Origin of the sequence: Methyloferula stellata AR4 (assembly GCF_000385335.1) — a bacterium.
GTDB lineage: Bacteria > Pseudomonadota > Alphaproteobacteria > Rhizobiales > Beijerinckiaceae > Methyloferula > Methyloferula stellata.
The window spans coordinates 2,595,597-2,613,903 of record NZ_ARWA01000001.1 but is presented as its reverse complement, the minus strand read 5'-3'; the positions used below and the strand labels follow the sequence as shown (position 1 = coordinate 2,613,903).

The following is an 18,307-nucleotide window of genomic DNA, read 5'->3' as shown; positions in this document are numbered from 1 at the left end:
GCGTCAAATGCCTTTCAACTTGATCGCGCGCCGGGCGCCGGGCGCGGCTTCAACACTCGGGATGCCGCCCAGCGTCTCGAGCTGAGAAACATAGGCTTGCGGCAAGGCCCAATCCCGCGCCGCCTTGAGAATGGCCGGCCAGTAATCCGGCCTCGGCACGGCTTCCATCCGGCTGCCTCCGACATAGATCAAGGCCCGGACCGGCGCAGCACCCGTCCGTAACACGGGCTGCGTGACTTTTCGATAAAGCCCGCGCGAGACTTCTTCATAACGATCGAGCGCCGGCACATCGCTCAGCGCCAGATCATAAAGCACGCCATGCACGATCGCACTCGCCTCCGCACGAACGGACGCATAGCCCTCTTCCATGACAAAGATCCGGTGCTTCGCCAGCCGCGCGAGACCGAGCGCGCGCGACTTCGGGCAAAGCGCCCGCATCGCCTCGGTGTCCATGTTCGAGCCATAGGCGAAATAGAGCATGAGCCTTACTCGAACTCCAGGATCGGCATGTCGACGCCGATGAGATCGCCTGCGCTCACAAGAATTGCTTTCACGATGCCTCCGGTCTCGGCCCGCAGGACATGCTCCATTTTCATCGCTTCGATCATGCAAAGCGCCTCGCCCGCGGCGACCCTTTGGCCCGGCGCGACATGGACCAGTTTGAGCAGGCCCGGCATCGGACACAGAAGAATTTTGGGAGCGTCTTCAGCCCGCTTGCGCGGCAAGCAGGCGAAGAGCTCAGCCGCGCGGCGCGTCATGACACGCGCCTCCGCCTCGATGCCACGGCTCGATAGGCGCATGCCATTGGCGGCCACACGAACCTGCACGACGAGGCTTTGTCCCTCAACCGTGCCTTCCCATAAAGCAAGGCCAGGAACCCAGCCGGATCGGCAGCGCCAAGACCAATTGTCTTCTTCAAGCCGTGCGATCAAATCACCACCCTCTGCTTTTTCAAGCGTGAGGTCGAAGCGTTGATTGCCGAGGAAAACGCTGAGCGCCCTCGACCTGACTTCATGCGCATCAAGCTGCCCTGAGATTGCCCAGGCGCGCATCTCGGTGACATGATCGATCGAGGCCGCCACGCAGGCAAGCGCGCGTGCCATTTCCCCTTGCGGCAAGTGTGGCGCGAAGCCGTGCGGAAAGACGTCCGCGATAAAATGCGTCGAAAGATCGCCGGCCAGCCAGCGCGGATGGTCCATCATCGCGCCGAGAAAAGAAAGATTATGCGCGACGCCGTCGATCACGAAACGATCGAGCGCATCGGCCTGCATTGCAATCGCGGCCGCGCGGTCCGGCGCATGAGTGATGAGCTTTGCAAGCATCGGATCATAATGGACCGTGACTTCGCTCCCCTCGATCACGCCGCTATCAAGCCGCAAGGCGCCTGTCTCATCTGCCTTTTCGGGCGGCGGCTGAAATCGCGTGAGCCGGCCCGTCGAGGGCAGAAAATCGCGCTGCGGGTTTTCCGCATAGACCCGGCTCTCGATAGCATGGCCTTTGATCGTGACATCGTCCTGGCTCAGCGCCAGCGGCTCTCCCGCGGCAATGCGGATCATATGCTCGACGAGATCGAGACCTGTCACGCATTCGCTCACCGCATGTTCGACCTGCAGCCGTGTGTTCATCTCCAGAAAATAAAAGCGCTTGTCGGCACCGACGATAAATTCCACCGTGCCGGCCGAGTCATAGCCAACGGCCCGCGCGAGCGCGACGGCCTGCCGGCCCATGGCCTCGCGCATCACCGCATCGACGAAGGGCGACGGCGCCTCTTCGATCACTTTCTGATGGCGGCGCTGGATCGAGCATTCGCGTTCGCCGAGATGGACGACATGACCATGCCTGTCGCCGAGGATCTGCATCTCGATATGGCGCGGGCTTTCAATGAATTTCTCGATGAAGACGCGATCGTCGCCAAAGGCGGCTTTGGCTTCCGACGCGGCGCGCGCAAAACCGTCTTCGACCTCCTGGCGCGAGGCGGCGATCCGCATGCCTTTGCCGCCACCGCCGGCGGAAGCCTTGATCATGATCGGGTAGCCTATGGCCTCAGCGATCTCCACGGCGTCACGCGCGTTCGCGATGGCACCTCCCGAGCCTGGCACGATCGCAACACCGGCGTTGTGGGCACAAGCCTTCGCCGCGATCTTGTCGCCCATAGCCTCGATCGCAGCCGCGCTCGGTCCGATGAAAGTCATGCCTTCCGCCATCAGCGCCCGACAGAAATCGGCGCGCTCGGATAAGAATCCATAACCGGGATGCACCGCTTCGGTTCCGGACTTTTTACAGGCTTCGATGATGTTTTCGATCGAAAGATAAGAGTCGGCAGCAGGTGCGGGGCCGATGGGAAAAGCCTCGTCCGCGAGGCTCACATGCAAAGCCCGGCGATCGGCCTCGGAATAGACCGCGACACTCGCGATCCCCATGCGCCGCGCCGTCTTGATGATCCGGCAGGCGATCTCGCCGCGATTGGCTATGAGGATTTTCTTGAACATCGAATGGCGAACCGGTCTCATGTCGCCCGAAGACATTATCTCTGCGGGCGTTTTCTGTCGCCGTAAGGATTCTCGCTCGTCTTTTTCGAAATGCGGATCGGCACGCCGGGCAGATCGAAAGCCTGCCGCAGCCCATTAATCAGAAAGCGCTCGTAGCTCACAGGCAAGGCCGCAAGCTGATTGCCGAAGATGATGAAATAGGGCGGCCTTGCGCGCAATTGCGTCATGTAGCGGATCTTAATGCGGCGGCCCGCGGCAGCCGGCGGCGGCATGCGTTCGAGCGCATCGGCGAGCCAGCGATTGAGCCTCGCCGTCGAAATGCGCTTGTTCCAGATCTCATGCACGCGGATGACGGCATGCATCAAAGCCTCGAGCCCCTGCCCCTCGAGCCCCGACACGGGCACAACGAATGTGCCTTTGAGCTGCGGCAGAAGCCGCGATGCCTCCTCGCGCAAATGCACGAGCTGGCTCTTGTCCTCGATCAGATCCCATTTGTTGAGGCCGATGACGAGCGCACGGCCTTCGCGATAGACGAGATCGGCGATGGTCAGATCCTGCTTCTCGAAGGGGATCGTCGCGTCGAGCAGCAGCACGACGACTTCGGCGAATTTGGCGGCGCGCAAAGCATCCGCACCGGCCAGTTTTTCGAGCTTATCCTCGACGCGGGCACGACGGCGCAAGCCAGCCGTGTCGAAAAATTTCACCTTGCGGCCGTGCCATTCGAAATCGACGCTGATCGCATCGCGCGTAAGGCCTGCCTCGGGCCCGACCAGAAGTCGCTCTTCGCCGAGGATGCGATTGAGCAGAGTCGATTTGCCGGCATTGGGCCGGCCGACGATCGCAATGCGCAAAGGTTTGGTGAGATCGAGCTCGCTGCCGTCCTCATCATCCGCGAGCACGACATGTCTCGGCGCAATCTCTTCCTCGGGCTCCGCCGTCTCGATCGGAAAGGCTTCGCGCACGGCCTCGTAAAGTCCGGCCATGCCTTCGCCATGCTCGGCCGACAAAGGCACGGGATCGCCGAGGCCGAGATCGAAAGCCTCCATGGCGCCCGCTTCGCCGACCTTTCCTTCCGCCTTATTGGCGATGAGCACCAAGGGTTTGGCCGCGCGCCGCACGAGATTGGCGAAATAATTATCTTCGGGCGTCACGCCCACGCGCGCGTCGATCAAGAAGAAAAGCCCGTCGGCAGATTCGATCGCGGCCTCCGTCTGCGAGCGCATGCGCCCGGCCATCGTGGCCTCGGCACCTTCTTCGAGCCCCGCCGTATCGATGATGTTGAAGGTGAGATCGCCGAGCTTCGCCTCGCCCTCGCGCCTGTCGCGCGTCACGCCCGGCCGGTCGTCGACAAGCGCGAGCTTCTTGCCGACAAGCCGGTTGAACAGGGTCGATTTACCGACGTTCGGACGGCCTATGATGGCAAAGGTGAGCATTCGAGTTATGTGAATCCGATTGGGTCTGATGGAGTCTTCAAGAGACGCATGGTCTTATCTGAAAAGTCTGCAACTTTTCTTAGATCATGCTTTTTCTTAGATCATGCTTATTGTTGCGACGGCTTCCCGGCGCGGACGAATCCTAAGAAAGCCTCGGCCCGGCTGCGCAAACCCGCCGGAGCATTGGGATCGGAAACGATCTCGTCGAGCCAGCGGCCTGCGGCTTCGTAATCGCCCTGTTTGAAGGCGGCGAGCGCCAAAAGCTCGCGGGCCGAATAGCGGAAGGCACCGGTCGGGCCCGCCATGGCCGCCACTTTCTGCGCGAAAACCTTCGGATCTTCTGTATCGATCGCGAGCATGGCCGCGCGCAAGCGTGCCGCTGCTGCGAGAGAGGAATCATAAGTCGGGTCGCTCGCGAGAGTTTCGTAAGCCTTGATCGCAGCGGCCTGATCATGCGTCGAAAGCTCGTCGATCGCACGCAACCGCGCCAGCGCGCGATAGCCGGCAGGCGCGTCCTTGGCGATGGCCTCGAACGCGGCCTCCGCCTCGGCGGATTTGCCGTCATGCGCCAATTGTAGGGCAGCCTCGTAGCGCGCGCTGGCCTTTTCGGCAGCCTGCGTCTTGTAATAATCATAGATGCGCCAGCCCGCCGTCGCAGCGACGATGAGGAGGGCCGCCCCGACCAGCCAGAATTGATATTTCTCGAAGAATAAAACCGCTTTGTCGCGGCGGACTTCTTCGTCGACTTCACGGAAAATATCGGCCATCGGGGTCCTTTCACCCAACTCACATGATGTCGAGCTAGCACGGCTGGCTAAAAAGTGCGACAGGGCAGCAAAAGAAAGGTCGCCAAGCCTCACGGAAGCCGCGATTCATCATGATATCTCGGCCTTAACCTAACGAATGCCCAGGACGAATGCCCAAGTCATGATGGAACGCAAGTTTACACATGGGGATACACGCCGGGCCTTCCTGCGTCGTGCAGGTCAAGCTGCCGCCGCGGGCTGCGCCGCAAGCATGGCCGGCCGGGCATGCGCATCGGACGATCCGCCCTTTTTCGAGACAGCACGGCATCAATTCACCATTTTGGAGCCCCGCAAGGCGCCGCCCCCGGTGGCCTTCCAGCACCTCGACGGGAAGCCGGCGAGCCTCGCGGATTATCACGGAAAAGTGGTGCTTTTGAATTTCTGGGCGAGCTGGTGCCCGCAATGCCGGACGGAACTGCCGGTGCTGGACCGGCTCCAAGCGAGTCTCGATCCCGCCCGCTATCAAGTGCTCGCCGTCTCGACCGACCGTCAGGGAAAATCCGCCGTCGCACCTTATTTGAAGACATTCGACCTTCGGCATCTCGCCCTCGGCCTTGATCCCGAGGGCGTGCTCGGGCGGCCGATGCCGTCGGGCGGTGGCCCCGATCCGCATGCCGCCCCCTTCACCATTTACGGCATGCCCATGTCCTATCTGATCGACCCGGAAGGCCGCACGTGTGGCTATATGATCGGCGCCGCGGATTGGGATTCACGCGAGGCTCGCGCGCTTTTGAATTATTACGCAACATCATGAACCGCGCGGCTTAGACCCGCAGAATTCTTGTATTTTCGCTGCGCCGCCCCATGTTTACATGGTGCAGCGAAACATTTTCGCGTCGGCTGATCTTCCAAACTGGCAGCAGCCCGCTTGAGGCACGAAGCGTTCTATTGGCCCCGTGCCTCATCGAGGCGCGGGGTTTTCTGTTTTACGAACAGGAGGAACTCATGGCCAAAGGGCAGAAGCACGGCAACCGTGAAATCAAAAAGCCGAAGCAAAAGAAAGACCCGGTGACGGCGCCGGTCATCTCGACCAAAATCGCAACCGTTTTAAATAAAACGCCAAAGAAAGGGTCTTAAATGGCCAAGCACGAAGGTGCGCTTATGCGCTATCTCGGAGGAAGCTCAGGCAGCGGTGTGCTCCAACGCAACGGCGAGCAGATTGCACGAGCCTCTTATGATTTTGAAAGCTACTCCAAGAAACCAACAGGCGTTGCGAGTTCGGGCGAGATCCGCCTGTCTGTGGCAGCATTGGAAAATGTGTTCGGTTGCGACGGCCTCCAGCTTCTGACCGATGACGGCCGCCTGCTCGATCTCAAGTTCTCCGATAGGAAACTGCTGCCCGACAGTGGCGCCGCTCACGTCGATGTCACGGGAGAATCACGCGTCAAGCCGGCCGGTTTGCATCATCAAGCGGCTTGATGGCGCTTACGCTTCGGCGAAATTGGTCGCCGTCGATATAGGTCTCCCTTTCGGCATCTTGGCCTGAAGCGTACCCGCAGGCTGACGGTAGAGCTGCGCCCTCATTATCAATAAAGTCCGCTAACAGCGCAGACTTGAGGGAGTCCGCGCTTTGCGATGGATCAATTGCGGCGCCGGATGTGGTGCTATCCTGCCGACGGTCAATTTATCGACAATGGGGTTTTTGGTGCCCTATGCAACGATCGAGGATCTTCCTCAATCCGTGCGCGGTCATCTTCCGATTCACGCGCAGGAAATTTACCTCGCGGCCTTCAACAATGCCTGGACTGGTTATGCTTATCACAGCGAAGCGGAGCACGAAGAAACTGCTCATCGCGTCGCATGGGCGGCGGTGAAACGGCGTTATCGAAAAGCCGGCGCGGTTTGGATGGAGCGATAAGGACCGGAGGTTCAGATGCCTTTCCATGACCGATCGGATGCCGGCCGCAAACTGGCCAAGGCGCTTGCACATTATAAGGACCGCCACCCGGTCATTCTCGCTTTGCCGCGCGGCGGAGTGCCGGTCGCGGCGGAAGTCGCGGCAGCCCTCGATGCGCCGCTCGACCTCGTGCTTGTCCGCAAAATCGGCGTTCCCATGCAACCGGAATATGCCATGGGCGCGGTCATGGACGGCGCGAAGCCGGTCATCATCCGCAATGAGGACATTATCCGCGCCGCCGGGATCACCGCGGCGGAATTCGATACGGTCAGCCAAAGAGAACTTGCCGAAATCGAACGCCGGCGGCGGCTCTATATTGGCAAACGGCCGCGCATCGATCCGACTGGACGGGTCGTAATCGTCATCGACGATGGGATCGCAACTGGAGCGACCATGAAGGCCGCGTTAGGGGCCATCCGGAGGATCGGACCGAAAGAACTGGTGCTCGCGGTCCCCGTCGCACCGGCCGATGCGATCGACGATCTTCGCGGCGAAGTGGATAATTTGATCTGTTTGCATGCGCCGGCAATCTTCGGCGCCGTCGGCTACTTCTACGACGATTTCAGGCAAGTCAGCGACGAGGAGGTCATCGCCGCGCTTGCCAAATTCCCGGTCTCAAGCGGAAGCCATGTCGCATAATGTGCTGTTTCAAAGCAATGGGCTCTCAATCGCGTCATGCGCACGCGTGATCCGCGCATGACGCTTTAAACGATTCAAACGTCCACTGCTCTAGAGATGCTCGGCTTCCACGTCCTCGATCGACTCGTCGAATTGCGCCAGCCCCTCTTCGAGATAGTCTGCCAACATGGGCATGCCGAGCAGATAGGACGCCGTGCGCTTATTATGCTCCTGCAGCGCCTGCGCCCGAAGCTCATCCCAATCCGCGAGCTCGCCATCGCCGCGTCCAAGCCATGCCAGAGCGACAAGATCGGCGCGTTCGTCCTCATTCATCGCGTGGATAAATCCGACAAGTTCGGCGCGGACCGGATCGTCGCCATGGTCTTCAAGGACCGCGCCCTGCCCGTCGTCGGTCGGGTTGGAGCCCGGATCGGGTTCAGTGACTCCCTCCTTCACATCGAATTCGCGGGCCTTGATAATGATAAAGCCCAATTGTTCGAGCGAAACCGACAAGTCCGAAAATTCTGCCATGGCTTTCCTCCGGTCCGGCGAATTCTTAGGCGGCCAAATGTTTCTCGATCTCGGCCGTTGAAAGCTGCGCGAAATCCTTCGCCACTTCGGCTCGCACCAAAGCCTGAAGCTCCGGCGTCAAATGCTTTCGCAAAATGCCGAGTGCTTTGGGCGGCGCGATCAAAATCACATGTTTTACTTCATGGTCGCGCGTGGCCTTGTCGAGCCGTTCGGCGAGATCCTGTATGAAACTGGCCTCGGCCTCGGCATGAAAATCGGTGGTTTCGACGCTGCTGCGGCTCGACCCCTTGGATTGATGAACGCGCCCCGGCCGGTCGGTGCCTTGATCATGCGTCGGCGGGTCCGGCTCGACACGAATATCAAGCGGCTGAAGGTTGAGAAGCTCTGCGTCGCCCTCGTTGCTGAAGATCAGCGACTTCGTACCGTCACAGACCACCACCCAGCTCTTCCACGGAATCCTGATATGCTCCATCGCCGTTTCCTTTCTGCTTTTCTTCGATCACGCAAACTATTTCGAACGGGATGACGCGATCACGCATTGCGATCGATCAAATACCGATCCTGCGTCATGGCATGTGCGACGGCAGTTGGAGCGTGTCGCCGTCGACGACAAAGCTTCCGAACCCGCGATGGTGGATCGTCTTCGGTGCCGGCTGTTTCGTGTCCCGCCATGCTTTGATAACCTCCAGCACGAAAAGATTATATTTGTTCACGAGGCGCGTATCCGCCACCTTGCATTCGAGATTGACGAAACATTCCGCAATCAAGGGCGCCTCGACGTTTTCCGCCGGCAATTGCGTCAGCCCAAATACCTCGAACTTATCCGTATCGCGGCCCGAACAATTGCCGATCGCTACGACCTTTTCTGCGAGTTTTGCATCCGGTATGGCGATCACGCAGGCACGCGTCGCGCGCAATGCGGCAAAACTATAATCGCCCTGACTCACGACGCAGGCGATCAAAGGCGGCGTGAAATCGACCATCATATGCCACGACATGGTCATGACATTGGACCGACTCCGATGGCTCGTCGTCACGAGCACCACCGGCCCCGGTTCGATGAATTGATAGACGTCGGAGAGCGGCAGCGCCTTCATGAACGGCGGTGCGATACGGCCTTCACTTCGGCGCGTTTGGCTTCCGGAGCGCCGCGTAATGTAACTAAGGCGAAAGCGAGCGGGACAACAAGGGACATTATCATCACAATGGACATCATGGCTCTTCTCCGGCCGGGACAAGCGGGAATTCGTGCTTAATCTGCATATAGGGTCTGTCGTCCGGCATTGCGCCAAATCAAACGATTTCACGCCCGCACAGGTTCCTTCGGCAATCGTCAGCTCCGCTTTTGTGATCACTTGTTTGACCAATTGACGCAGGTCAAACCGTTTTCACCCCAAACCATGCGAGATGGTGTCACCAAGGCCAGCCATAGAAGCTCCGAGGAGGTAGCCATGAATGATCAGGATCTGCGCCAGCGCATTATCGATGAGCTCGAATTCCAGCCGAGCATCAATGCGGCAAGCATCGGCATTGCCGTCGAAAATGGTATCGTAACTTTGACCGGCCATGTCGCCAGTTTCGCCGAGAAATATGACGCGGAGCACGCGGTGCGGCGCGTGAAGGGCGTCCGCGGGATCGCCGAAGAAATTCAGGTGCGTTATCCCAACGAAAAGAAAACCGCTGACGATCAGATCGCGGCTCGCGCCCTTAACATCATCGGCTGGGATACGACGATCCCAGACGATGCCGTGCAGGTCAAAGTCCAGCAGGGCTGGGTCACGCTCAATGGAGCGGTCCATTGGCATTATCAGCGCGCGGGCGCTGAGGATGCCGTGCGTAAACTGTCGGGCGTGACCGGCGTCACCAATCTCATCGAAGTCAGGTCCCCGATCAAAGCAGAGGACGTCAAAAATCGCATCGAAAATGCGCTGAAGCGCAATGCCGAAGTCGAAGCCGCAAGCATCCAGGTCAAGGTAACCAACAATAAGGTTGTCCTCGACGGGCACGTGAGCAGCTGGCACGAGCGCACCGAAGCCGAGCGGGCCGCTTGGTCGGTACCGGGCGTAACCTCGGTCGAAGATCACTTGGCGATTCACTGAGCGATGGATTTCAGGGGCCGGGCGAGGCCTACGATTCGCCCGGACCCGCCATAACCTGCCGCAAGCGCGAGGACAACATCATGCAAAGCGGCCTCTTATCGATAGGGCGTAAGCTATGATCAAGGATATTGTCGTCCATCTAGATGGGTCTTCCGACGATACGATCAGGATCGCGCATGCCGACCGGCTCGCAGCTTTGTTCGGCGCCCATCTACGTGGCGTTTACACGCATCTGCTGCCCGAAATCTCAATGGCCATGGCGGATTTTGGCGAGGCCTCGGCCGCGCTCTCGATAAGCCAGGACGAAGCCTTGAGCGGTGGCGATCAGATCGAAGAGGCGCTGATCCGGCGCTTCGAAAGGCTCGCAACCCCGCAAGCGGAGGTGCGCCGTCTCGACATCGTTCCCGACGATCTGCGGGCAGGCTTCGCGAGCGAGGCGCGTACCACCGATCTCGTGGTGGGTCTCAGGCCTTACCGTCCTGACGGCATCGAGCGCTGGCCGGCGGTGATCGAAGCCGCCCTCCTCGGCGCCGGACGCGGCGTTTTTATCGTGCCGGATGAGGTGGTGCGCGTAAATTCATCCTTCGACACGATCTTCATCGGCTGGAGCAATACGCGCGAATCTGCGAGGGCCGTGACTGAGGCCATGCCCTTTCTCGAAAAGGCTCGTCAGGTCATCGTCGGTATGGTCGATCGCAAAGGGCCGCCCGAAGCGGAGCATGAGGCACCGGGCGCCGATATAGCGCGCTATCTCGACCGTCATAGCGTGAAAGTCGAATTGCGGCACATCCAGGATTGGGACAGCGTCGCAGATGCCCTTCTCAATGAAACCGTACGTATCGGTCCAGATCTCGTCGTGCTTGGCGCCTATGGTCATTCGAGATTGCACGAATGGATCTTCGGCGGCGTGACACGGGATTTTCTGACGCGCTGCGCCGTGCCGATTCTGATGGCTCATTGAGACAAAATGGACGGCTTGATTCAGATCAAAGCGCGAAATCCCGTTCCTGAACTTCTTAGGGTCATGTGCATGATCTGTGAAAACGCCACGCGGCTCGCCGCATGGGATCATGCTTCAAAATGAGGGCGGTTGACGCGGATCTTGCCGCAGTTGCTCCCCTCAAGGAGGGACCTTCATCCGGTCAGGAAAGTGGCGCTCCCAAGCCCTGGATGATGGTTTCCCGCCGGCGACTGCCCACGAGCTCGATCCTCCGTGGGCAGTCGCTTTTTCGCTCTGGCGCGATGGCCACCCGCATAACAAGCTGTTTTCACAGATATTTTAAACGCGATAAATATCTGCTCTCCCAAAGCCTCCAAAATCATTTATGTCAGGCCCCATAAGATGAGGCCGACGACGAGCGGACGCAGGAGGCAGCGTGACAATCCGACCCATTCTACAATTTCCAGATCCCCGCCTGCGCGAAGTGGCACTTCCCGTGACCGCTTTCGACGCGGAGCTTCGCACGCTTGCGGAGGATCTGCTGGACACGATGCGCGATGCGTCGGGGCTCGGGATCACCGCATCTCATATCGGCGTTGCGAAGCGGCTCGCCGTGATCGAACTCGAAGACGGCACCGGCGTCCGTACCTATATCAATCCGCGCGTCGTCTGGGCTTCCGACGACATGTCGTCCTATAAGGAAGGCAGCGTCTCGATGCAGGGCGTGCTTGAAGATGTCGAACGCCCTGCCCGGGTCCGCGTCGCCTATCAGGATTTGGACGGTGCCGAACAGGTCGAGGAGGCCGACGGATTGCTCGCCGTCTGTCTTCTCCATGAAATCGATCAGCTCGACGGGATCTTCTGGCTGCAGAAGCTGTCGCGCTTGCGCAAGGACCGCACCATCAAGCGCTACGAGAAAATTCAACGCGCTTCATAATTCCGTGCTGCTCGCGTCAGGCTGTTCAATCCGATGTGATCGTCCTGCGGGATTTTTTCTTTGAAGATGTCATCTCGGTCTGCTGCTATCCGCGCGGATAGAATGCAGGGAGACAAGCCCGTGTTGAAATATGTCTTCGGTTGCCTATGTGTCTTTGCCCTCGCAATACCGGCAAGCGCCGAAGAGATCACCGAGCAAAGCCTGATGCAGGCTGCGACCACACTCGCGAAGCAATATGACACCTATTACGGCGCCAAGGACGTCGATGGCATGACGAAGGTCTATGCCTCCGATGCTATCCTGATTTCGCCTTCGGGCGTGGTCGTGCGCGGCACGGCCGGCCTCAAACCCTATTATGAGAAGCGCTTTGCCTCCGGCGCCAAGGATCACGCGACCACGATCACCGAAGTCCATCTGCAAGGCAATGGCGGCTATGGCATCGGCCATTTCGCTGTGACCGTGCCCGAAAAAGATGGCAAGGAGAAGCGCGAAGAAGGCAATCTCGCGGTTGTCTATCAGCAGGAAGCCAACGGCTGGCACATCAAGCTGCTGGTGCCGAGCACATTGCCCGCGAAGTGAAAGTCAAAGACATCTCTAGCGTGATCGGAAGACCGTCATTGCGAGCGAAGCGAAGCAATCCAAGCAACCGCTCAGACAATGGCCTGGATTGCTTCGGAGCGAAGCTCCTCGCAATGACGCTCCCAGAGCGAGACATGCTTCATTTAAAAGCCTCGCTATAAAGATCAGCCTTGAAGCCGACCAACCGGCGTTTGCCGAGATCGACGACCGGGCGCTTGATCATCGAAGGCTGGGCCAGCATCAGCTTGATCGCCTTGGCTTCGTCGAGATTTTGCCGGTCCTCTTCGGGCACTTTGCGAAAGGTCGTGCCGGAGCGGTTGAGAATCGTCTCCCAGCCGAATTCACCGCACCAGGCTTTCAAGAGTGCCGGGTCGGCGCCCTCGATCTTATAATCGTGGAAGACATAAGTGACGCCATGCCCGTCGAGCCAGTCGCGGGCCTTCTTCACTGTGCTGCAAGCCTTGATGCCATAGACGGCGATGGTCATTGGTGCGCTCCAAAGTTGAACGGCAGTCATATTTTGAATTTTCTTTTGATGCGTCATGGCCTCTGAAAGTCTGGCACTTTTCCAGACAGGCATTACCCTACTCCGGCGAAATTGATCGCGCATCACCAACGTCACGTGCCTTTAAAAGTTACGAACAAGTGGAAGTGCATGTGGACATAGGCTTCATCGGTCTCGGCACCATGGGAGGGCCCATGGCGCTCAATCTGGCGAAAGCCGGAATGCCGCTCGCAGTGTGGAACAGATCCGCCGCCAAAACCGATGCGCTACGCGGTGCCGGAGCGCGCGTTGTGGCAACGCCGGCCGAACTCTTCCGTGAAACACGTATCGTGATTCTGATGCTCGCCGACGATGCCGCGATCGATTCGGTTCTCAGCCGCGGCACGCCGGATTTCGCTGCGACGGTCGCGGAGCACACGATCGTCCATATGGGAACGACCTCGCCCGAATATTCGCGCGGGCTCGAAGCCGACATCCGCGCCGCCGGAGGCCTTTACGTCGAAGCGCCCGTCTCCGGCTCGCGCAAGCCTGCCGAGAGCGGTGAGCTTGTCGCCATGCTCGCAGGCGACGAAGCCGCCGTAGAGGCGGTTCGCCCGCTGCTTAAACCCATGTGCGGCGAGACGATTATCTGCGGAGCGGTGCCGAATGCGCTTTTGATGAAGCTCGCGGTCAATCTCTTTCTCATCACCATGGTCACGGGCCTGGCGGAGGCGGTGCATTTTGCCAAATGTCATGCACTCGACCTCGATCAATTGCTGGCGGTGCTCGACGCCGGTCCGATGGCGAGCAGCGTGTCGCGCATCAAGGCGCAAAAGCTCGCCGCGCAAGACTTCGCCGTTCAAGCCTCGATTTCCAATGTGCTCGAAAACAACCGGCTGATCGCCGAGGCCGCGCGAAAGTCCGGCGTGGCATCGCCCCTGCTCGATGCCTGTCATGCGCTCTATGCCGAGACCCAAGCGCTAGGACACGGCGACGCCGATATGGCTGCCGTGGTCCGTGCGATGGAAGCGCGCACCGGCGCGCTTGATAGAAGCTGACGATCGCATGATCGCGATTCTATAAAGATCCGCTACCTCTCCTTGTAGAGCATCGAGATTGCGGGCGGCACTGCTCATACCTACATGCGCCTTTGAGCTTGGGATGCCGTGCGCTCATGCCGCCGATGATGTTTAATGATTGGTTTCAATCGAAATCTCCTATCGGCCATTCCAACAGTTTCATTGGATTGCGTGTGGCGCTTCGGTCTAAACGAGCTGCCAACGAGTGCTTCGATCTCGCCGCACGGCTGAGACCATGGAGCCGACGATCTCATGAATGGAGACTTGGATGTCACGGCCACGCAAGGTGCCGGGAATCAGACCCTATACACATCCGGCAGGAGGTTGGGGTGCATTGCGTGCGACGGCGAAGGCGATCCGGGAGCAGATGGATGCGACCGAAGCGGCGCTCACTCTGTTTCGCACGAACAAGCCGCGCGGATTTGACTGTCCCGGTTGCGCTTGGCCCGATAAGGAACATACATCCACCTTCCAGTTCTGCGAAAACGGCGCCAAAGCGGTTACGTGGGAAGCGACAAAAAAGCGCGTCTCGCCCGAGTTTTTCGCCGCGCACAGCGTTTCATCTTTGTGGAACTGGTCGGACTACGAGCTCGAAAACGAAGGCCGGCTCACGCATCCGCTCGCCTATGATGCCGCGAGCGACACCTATAAAGCGATCAGCTGGGACGCAGCCTTTCAGCGCATCGGTGAGGTTTTGCGCGCACAGCCCGATCCGAACATGGTGGAATTCTACACCTCGGGCCGCGCCTCGAACGAGGCGGCATTTCTCTATCAGATTTTCGCCCGCGAATATGGCACCAATAATTTCCCCGATTGCTCCAACATGTGCCATGAGGCGACGAGCGTCGGGTTGCCGCAATCGATCGGCTTGGGAAAAGGCACCGTCTCGCTCGACGACTTCGACCATTGCGAATTGCTCATCGCCATGGGGCATAACCCCGGTACCAATCATCCGCGCATGATGGGCACGCTTCATGAAGTGGCGAAGCGCGGTGTACCAATCATCGTATTCAATCCGCTGCGCGAGCGCGCGCTCGAACGTTTCGCCGATCCGCAGAACCCGATCGAGATGTCGACCTTCGGTTATGAAGAGATCGCCTCCTCCTATTATCAAGTGAAAGTCGGCGGCGACGCGGCTGCGCTCAAGGGCATCATGAAGGCGCTGCTGGCGCTTGACGAGGCCCGCAAGCCGACCGGCGGCGTGCTCGACCGCGATTTCATCGCGACGCATACGCATGGCTTCGATGCCTTGGTCGCCGATCTCGCCGCAACCGATTGGGCATCGATTGAAAAGGCTTCCGGCCTGCCTCGCGCAGCACTCGAATCCGTGGCCGAGGCCTATGCCAAGTCGAACGCGACCATCATCAGCTATGGTATGGGCATTACGCAGCACAGCAAGGGCACCGGCAATGTCCAGCAGCTCGCCAATCTTTTGCTGATGCGCGGCAATTTCGGCAAGCCTGGCGCGGGCATCTGTCCGCTGCGCGGCCATTCCAATGTGCAGGGCGACCGCACCGTCGGCATTACGGAAAAGCCCGGCGCCGACATGCTGTCGCGGATCGAGCAGACCTTCGGCTTCACGCCACCCGATGCGCATGGCCATGATGCCGTCGCATCGATGCAGGCAATCATCGACGGGCGTTCCAAAGTGCTGATCTGTCTCGGCGGCAATCTGGCAGTGGCGCTGCCCGATCCCGGACAATGCTATCCCGCCATGCGCAGACTCGATCTCGCGGTGCATGTGGCAACGAAACTCAATCGCTCGCATCTTTTAGTGGGCAAGGAATCGATCATCCTTCCCTGCCTCGGCCGCACCGAACAGGATGTTCAGGCGCAAGGGGCGCAAATGGTCACGGTCGAGGATTCCATGTCGATGGTGCACGCGTCGCGCGGCAAGCTTCCGCCCGTCTCCGAACATCTGCGCTCGGAGCCGGCGATCGTCGCTGGCATGGCCGCCGCGGCGCTGCCTGAGAGCAAAGTGGCCTGGATGGATCTCGTCGAGGATTACGACCGCATCCGCGACATGATCGAGTCCGTTTTTCCGGACTTCAAGGATTTCAACGAACGGGTCCGCAAGCCGGGTGGTTTCCGCTTGCCACTGCCGGCGACGGAGCGCGTCTGGAAGACGGCCTCCGGCAAGGCGGAGTTCATTCCCTTTAGCGGTCTGAATGAAGATCCAGAGGTGTCGAACGGCAATGTGCTGCGGCTGACGACGATCCGCAGCCACGATCAATATAATACGACGATCTATGGCCTCGACGACCGCTATCGCGGCGTATTCGGGCGGCGCGATGTCGTCTTCATGAATCAGGGCGATCTGACGGCGCGCGGCCTCAAGCACGGCGATACGATCAACGTCGAAACCGCTTTGCCGACGGGCGAGACCTTGCGTCTCGACGGCTTCATCGCTGTTGCCTATGACATCGCGCAGGGCTCCGTGGCCGCCTATTATCCCGAGGCCAATGGCCTGGTGCCGCTCTCCTATCACGATGCGCAAAGCGGCACGCCGTCCTATAAATCCGTGCCGGTGCGAATTATACGGCATGCGGATGAGACCGCATCGAGGACCTTGTCCTCATAAGAAGCCTAATAACCAAAGCTTATATTTGAGTCCTGTCTCGCAAAGGCAGGCTTGCATTGCCCGGGCGCTTTTTCGAGCGTTCGGGCAAATTTTTTCGTTGTCTGCGTTCGGTCGGCATCGGACGTCCGCTTCCCTCTTTAGGCATAGGCCTCCGTGAAAATTGATGACATGCCGCCACCTATGTCAGATCCGATCTTTCCATCGCACATGCCGGTCCTATATAGATGACGGAATAGCATAACACATACGGGGAAACTCCTAATGACGGCTCAAAAATACCTGACGGCATGCCGGATTGCGGCCGTCTCCATCGCAACCCTCATGATTTCGAACGCGTCGGCGCAATCCGCGCCGGACAGCGTGACTGTGCCCGGCGCGCGCGCCTTTCCCGAAAGCATCACATCCACGTCGGACGGCACGCTTTATGTCGGCAGCCTCGCGAGCGGCGGTGTCTCACGCGTTCCTCCGGGGGGCGCCGAGGCTCAGGCATGGATCGCGCCCGGCGCCTTCGGCACGCGCTCGACCTTCGGCCTGCTCGCGGATGAAAAGACCGGCACGCTTTGGGTTTGCTCGAACGATGCCTCGGCTCTGGGCGTGCCTGGACCCGGAGATGTCAAAGGCAGCTTTCTGAAAGGCTTCGATCTCAAAACCGGAGAAGGACGCGTCAGCGTTGCCTTCCCGGATGGGCCATCGCTTTGCAACGACATTGCCATAGGTCCGGACGGATCGGCCTATGTCACGAACAGTTTCGCACCGGACATTCTGCGCCTGCGGCCGGGAGCCAAGACATTCGAGGTCTGGCTGACAAATCCGCTGTTCACGCCGCCCGCCAAGGGCGCCGGCCTCGACGGCATCGCCTTCGGCCGCGACGGCACGCTCTACGTCGATACCTATAACAAAGCGCAATTCTTTCGCGTCGCGGTTCAGGACGGCAAGCCGGGCGCGGTGACGGAGCTCCATCCATCCCGCGCGCTGGTTCTGGCGGATGCGTTGCGCCCTTTGAGCGACGGCACTTTCCTGCTGGTCGAAGGCAGCGGCAGCCTCGACCGCGTCACGATCGACGGCGATACACCGAAGATCGAAACGCTCAAGGAAGGATTTTTGACGCCGACCGGCACGACCGTAGTCGGCAAGACGGCATGGGTCGCTGAAGGCCAACTCCCCGTGCTCTTCGACGCGGAGAAAAAGGGCGACGGCGCCAAGCTGCCCTTCCGTCTCTACGCCGTGCCTTTGTCGGCGCATTAAAGCCTTTAGATGCTAAAGGCCTCCGGCAGCGCTCAGTAGCGCGGCCCCGGCGCAGCGGTACCGAAGCGCGTGGCAAACCAGTCGCGCAAGGTCGCCTTTTCATAAACGAGCGGATCGCTCGAAAAACGCGCGTTCGTGTTTTGCAGATAGTCGATATCCGCAATCGTCTCCTGCGCATGCAGAATGGTTTTGCCATTCTGCATCAGCGCATATTGCACCTTGATGCGCGGCGGCGGCATCGTGCTGCTCACGATGCGGAGATCGCCAAGCGGGCGGCGCGGATCAACCATCCCAGCACGAGTAATGTCGAGCACCTCGATCTTCAGATTTTGGCCGGGCTTGAGATATTCCGCACCGAGTTGTTCGAAGGTCTGCCGGATCTCGTTCAACATCGACGCGCGGACGGCGGGCGCCTCCGCGTCGAAATCATGATAGCTCGCCGCCGGCAGAAAGCTCACCATGACGCCCGCTTGCGCGGGGCCTATGAACGCCGCCGCCGCGAGACCGGCGAAGACTGCGATTGCCGTGCGCCGCATGATGACCCTCCAGGATTGACGTATCGATATATTATGTCGGTCAGGAATTCACG

The 18,307-nt window shown here is 59.6% G+C and carries 21 protein-coding genes; 12 read left to right on the top strand and 9 right to left on the bottom strand.

Features of this window, described 5'->3' with window-relative positions; all coding sequences use genetic code 11:
• Positions 1–3 precede the first annotated feature (3 nt).
• From A3OQ_RS22285 to A3OQ_RS0112830, 4 genes are all read right to left on the bottom strand, one after another.
• Positions 4–480 carry a gamma-glutamylcyclotransferase family protein gene (locus A3OQ_RS22285; RefSeq protein WP_020175802.1) on the bottom strand — a complete coding sequence of 159 codons (477 nt, stop codon included), beginning with the start codon at positions 478–480 and terminating at the stop codon, positions 4–6.
• A gap of 5 nt (positions 481–485) precedes the next feature.
• Positions 486–2,489, bottom strand: coding sequence for an acetyl-CoA carboxylase biotin carboxylase subunit (locus A3OQ_RS0112840; RefSeq protein WP_026595791.1), 2,004 nt, complete (start codon positions 2,487–2,489; stop codon positions 486–488).
• Positions 2,490–2,524: 35 nt separating this feature from the next.
• Positions 2,525–3,922, bottom strand: coding sequence for a ribosome biogenesis GTPase Der (gene der, locus A3OQ_RS0112835; RefSeq protein WP_020175800.1), 1,398 nt, complete (start codon positions 3,920–3,922; stop codon positions 2,525–2,527).
• Positions 3,923–4,029: 107 nt separating this feature from the next.
• Positions 4,030–4,689, bottom strand: coding sequence for a tetratricopeptide repeat protein (locus A3OQ_RS0112830; RefSeq protein ID WP_020175799.1), 660 nt, complete (start codon positions 4,687–4,689; stop codon positions 4,030–4,032).
• 250 nt (positions 4,690–4,939) lie between these two features.
• Between A3OQ_RS0112830 and A3OQ_RS0112825 the strand changes: the two genes are divergently transcribed.
• The 5 genes from A3OQ_RS0112825 to A3OQ_RS0112805 all read left to right on the top strand — a co-directional run bounded on the left by A3OQ_RS0112825 (position 4,940) and on the right by A3OQ_RS0112805 (position 7,264).
• A complete protein-coding gene (locus A3OQ_RS0112825; protein ID WP_020175798.1) occupies positions 4,940–5,482 on the top strand; it encodes a TlpA disulfide reductase family protein in 543 nt (180 codons plus the stop codon).
• Positions 5,483–5,673: 191 nt separating this feature from the next.
• Positions 5,674–5,805: a hypothetical protein gene (locus A3OQ_RS25200; protein WP_280109795.1), complete on the top strand. Its 132-nt coding sequence runs from the start codon at positions 5,674–5,676 to the stop codon at positions 5,803–5,805.
• The gene (locus tag A3OQ_RS0112815) at positions 5,806–6,147 is read left to right on the top strand and encodes a hypothetical protein (protein WP_020175796.1); all 342 of its coding nucleotides are present in this window, start codon (positions 5,806–5,808) and stop codon (positions 6,145–6,147) included.
• A gap of 262 nt (positions 6,148–6,409) precedes the next feature.
• A complete protein-coding gene (locus A3OQ_RS0112810; RefSeq protein ID WP_341872078.1) occupies positions 6,410–6,586 on the top strand; it encodes a ChaB family protein in 177 nt (58 codons plus the stop codon).
• Positions 6,587–6,601: 15 nt separating this feature from the next.
• Positions 6,602–7,264: a phosphoribosyltransferase gene (locus A3OQ_RS0112805; RefSeq protein WP_020175794.1), complete on the top strand. Its 663-nt coding sequence runs from the start codon at positions 6,602–6,604 to the stop codon at positions 7,262–7,264.
• Between the two features lie 90 nt (positions 7,265–7,354).
• On the opposite strand, the gene A3OQ_RS0112800 is transcribed toward A3OQ_RS0112805, so the two are convergent.
• The 3 genes from A3OQ_RS0112800 to A3OQ_RS0112790 all read right to left on the bottom strand — a co-directional run bounded on the left by A3OQ_RS0112800 (position 7,355) and on the right by A3OQ_RS0112790 (position 8,871).
• Positions 7,355–7,774 (bottom strand): DUF3775 domain-containing protein, encoded by a 420-nt coding sequence (locus A3OQ_RS0112800; RefSeq protein ID WP_020175793.1) that lies wholly within the window; start codon positions 7,772–7,774, stop codon positions 7,355–7,357.
• A gap of 25 nt (positions 7,775–7,799) precedes the next feature.
• On the bottom strand, positions 7,800–8,246 hold the full coding sequence (locus A3OQ_RS0112795) for a baeRF12 domain-containing protein (RefSeq protein ID WP_020175792.1): 447 nt from the start codon (positions 8,244–8,246) through the stop codon (positions 7,800–7,802).
• Between the two features lie 94 nt (positions 8,247–8,340).
• Positions 8,341–8,871, bottom strand: a complete 531-nt coding sequence (locus A3OQ_RS0112790) for a flavin reductase family protein (RefSeq protein WP_020175791.1) — start codon at positions 8,869–8,871, stop codon at positions 8,341–8,343.
• A gap of 354 nt (positions 8,872–9,225) precedes the next feature.
• Between A3OQ_RS0112790 and A3OQ_RS0112785 the strand changes: the two genes are divergently transcribed.
• From A3OQ_RS0112785 to A3OQ_RS0112765, 4 genes are all read left to right on the top strand, one after another.
• Positions 9,226–9,873, top strand: a complete 648-nt coding sequence (locus A3OQ_RS0112785) for a BON domain-containing protein (RefSeq protein WP_020175790.1) — start codon at positions 9,226–9,228, stop codon at positions 9,871–9,873.
• Positions 9,874–9,988: 115 nt separating this feature from the next.
• The gene (locus A3OQ_RS0112780; protein ID WP_020175789.1) at positions 9,989–10,834 is read left to right on the top strand and encodes a universal stress protein; all 846 of its coding nucleotides are present in this window, start codon (positions 9,989–9,991) and stop codon (positions 10,832–10,834) included.
• Positions 10,835–11,249: 415 nt separating this feature from the next.
• Positions 11,250–11,750, top strand: a complete 501-nt coding sequence (locus A3OQ_RS0112770) for a peptide deformylase (RefSeq protein ID WP_026595787.1) — start codon at positions 11,250–11,252, stop codon at positions 11,748–11,750.
• 120 nt (positions 11,751–11,870) lie between these two features.
• Positions 11,871–12,329, top strand: coding sequence for a YybH family protein (locus A3OQ_RS0112765; RefSeq protein ID WP_161607336.1), 459 nt, complete (start codon positions 11,871–11,873; stop codon positions 12,327–12,329).
• A gap of 139 nt (positions 12,330–12,468) precedes the next feature.
• Here A3OQ_RS0112765 and A3OQ_RS0112760 read toward each other — a convergent pair whose 3' ends face one another.
• Complete coding sequence (locus A3OQ_RS0112760) at positions 12,469–12,816, bottom strand: ArsC family reductase (protein ID WP_026595786.1); 348 nt, start codon at positions 12,814–12,816, stop codon at positions 12,469–12,471.
• 170 nt (positions 12,817–12,986) lie between these two features.
• On the opposite strand from A3OQ_RS0112760, the gene A3OQ_RS0112755 reads away from it, so the two are divergent.
• From A3OQ_RS0112755 to A3OQ_RS0112745, 3 genes are all read left to right on the top strand, one after another.
• The gene (locus tag A3OQ_RS0112755; RefSeq protein ID WP_040581050.1) at positions 12,987–13,871 is read left to right on the top strand and encodes an NAD(P)-dependent oxidoreductase; all 885 of its coding nucleotides are present in this window, start codon (positions 12,987–12,989) and stop codon (positions 13,869–13,871) included.
• Between the two features lie 289 nt (positions 13,872–14,160).
• The gene (locus A3OQ_RS0112750) at positions 14,161–16,473 is read left to right on the top strand and encodes an FdhF/YdeP family oxidoreductase (RefSeq protein ID WP_026595785.1); all 2,313 of its coding nucleotides are present in this window, start codon (positions 14,161–14,163) and stop codon (positions 16,471–16,473) included.
• 261 nt (positions 16,474–16,734) lie between these two features.
• Positions 16,735–17,718, top strand: coding sequence for an NHL repeat-containing protein (locus A3OQ_RS0112745; protein WP_020175783.1), 984 nt, complete (start codon positions 16,735–16,737; stop codon positions 17,716–17,718).
• 32 nt (positions 17,719–17,750) lie between these two features.
• On the opposite strand, the gene A3OQ_RS22275 is transcribed toward A3OQ_RS0112745, so the two are convergent.
• Positions 17,751–18,254: a DUF3016 domain-containing protein gene (locus A3OQ_RS22275; RefSeq protein ID WP_020175782.1), complete on the bottom strand. Its 504-nt coding sequence runs from the start codon at positions 18,252–18,254 to the stop codon at positions 17,751–17,753.
• Positions 18,255–18,307 lie beyond the last annotated feature (53 nt).